The 1,864-nt window shown below is 63.7% G+C and carries 1 protein-coding gene; it reads right to left on the reverse strand.

Annotated elements, in window-relative coordinates; genetic code table 11:
• Positions 1 to 160 precede the first annotated feature (160 nt).
• Positions 161 to 1,579, reverse strand: coding sequence for an IS1380 family transposase (locus KUW00_RS10165; RefSeq protein ID WP_409996286.1), 1,419 nt, complete (start codon positions 1,577 to 1,579; stop codon positions 161 to 163).
• Positions 1,580 to 1,864: the final 285 nt, after the last annotated feature.

Here is a 1,864-nt window from a genome sequence, read left to right on the forward strand (position 1 = left end):
CGCGTTGGCAGCATGAGAACCCGCTGTTATATGCAAAAAAGCGCAAATCTTAGTTCTTCTTATAGCCTACAGGAATGAATTGCCCTCATCCGTGCAGCCGTCACCGTCAGCCGAAGTGGGGCTGCTTGGCGCAGGGATCGGTGGTGGTATCGCCGACGAGTCAGCCTAGCGCGGTCAGTTTCGGTAGCCCCTTCAGCAAGGCAGGCCACCATTTGTCAGCCGCATCGCCGAGGTGAACGGTGATGCGCCGGGCGTGCAGCTTCAGCGTGGCTGCGACCTTGAGTACCTGCTCGCGCAGCCGGCTCAGGCTCCAGCCCTGTCGGGTCTGACGCACCAGCAAGCAGCGCAGGCCATGCAGGACCTGATACGCGTAGAGGCTCAGCAGTAGGCTCACCTCGTTGCGGGCCATGACATCCTGGACCGTGGAGGCACCACGATCCGTCGACGACAGGTGCACATCCAGCGCCGACTTCACCTCGCCCATGTGGGCCTCGGCGCTCCCGCGCTTGCGATAGAGCGCCAGGACCTTCTCCGGCGGCCAGTCGAACTTGCCGAGGTTGGTGACCAGGAAGAAGGCATGCAGCAGCAGGTCATCGGGGCGCTCCTGCACGACCAGCACGACGCGCCGTGGTGCCGGCCAGGAACCGGCTTGGTACTCAAGGTCATGGCACCATTCTCGAGGCTGTTCAGGCGGTCGGCCGCGGGGCCGCTTCAGGTAGGGCGCCGCCAATTTTTGCAGGCCCTTGTGGCTGCGTAACCGGCCCAGATACTCGATGTCGCGCTCTTCCAGCGCCTCCAGCGTGTCGTTGTCGGTGAATCCGGCATCGATGCGCACCCGAACCTGGGCGCCAGTGCTCTCGTTGAGCCGCGTCACCAGATGGGGGATCCATGTATCGGCATTCTCAGCCGGGCCGGCGTTGCCCTCGCGTAGCAGGCCACCGACCATGTCGCCTGTTTCGGCCAGCGAGGCGACCAGCGGCGAGTAGATGCGGGTACCGTAAAGGCCATGGTAGGCCGAGCCACCTTGGTGACCGTGGACCTCGATCGGCAGGCCGTCGATGTCCAGCGTCAGCTGCTTGGGGCGCTCGCCGTTCTTCAGCGAGGTCAGGCGCCAGAGCACCAGCCGCAGCAGGCCTTCGTGCACGACATCGATGTTGTCGTTGTGCCCCAGGCAGGTCAGCAGCCGGGACAACGTGGCTTGAGACGGCCGCTCCTGTGCCAGTGGTGTCACCCCGCGCGCATCGCTGCAGGCCAGCTGCCAGAGCGGATCACGGCGCAGCATGTCGGTATCGCTGAGATCGATCCAGCCCATCGCCCGCTGCAGCACCAGAGTGCGTATCTGGCTGGTCAGCGAGTGGCGAATGCGCAGCGGATGACGCGCATCGACCAGGTTGTCGCCGAGCGCCTCGATCACGCCGCTACTGTCGAGGGCTTCGCGCAGCAACAAAGTGCCGCTGTCGCTGGTGGTGCGGTGGCCGCTCAGCTCGACACGGACAGAGCCGTTGCACGAGGGCGTCCAGGTGGATAGGCTTTCACCCATAGTGGATGGCTCCCTTGGATCAGGTTCTTGGCGGAACACACTGAATTTTCAAGAGGATACCATCCGCGTGCGCCAGGCAAAGCTTGGTCATCTGGGAGCAGGCCAGGGCCTGCAGAAAGGGTGAGTTGAACCCCAGTGGGTGAAATTCCCACCCGGCCAAGGGTAGCCGCCAGCCGGTAGCGAGTCTTGCGCAGCGTCGGGCAACCGCCGCTGTGAAGCGTAGACAGCAAGTGAGTAGGCCGTGTCATTGAGCCCCGAAATTTTCACCACGCGATCGCCGACGCCCTGCGGATAGCGGAAGGCAACACGAGTTCACTGAAAAGG

The organism is Halomonas sp. DP5N14-9 (assembly GCF_019802175.1).
Taxonomy (GTDB): domain Bacteria; phylum Pseudomonadota; class Gammaproteobacteria; order Pseudomonadales; family Halomonadaceae; genus Halomonas; species Halomonas litopenaei.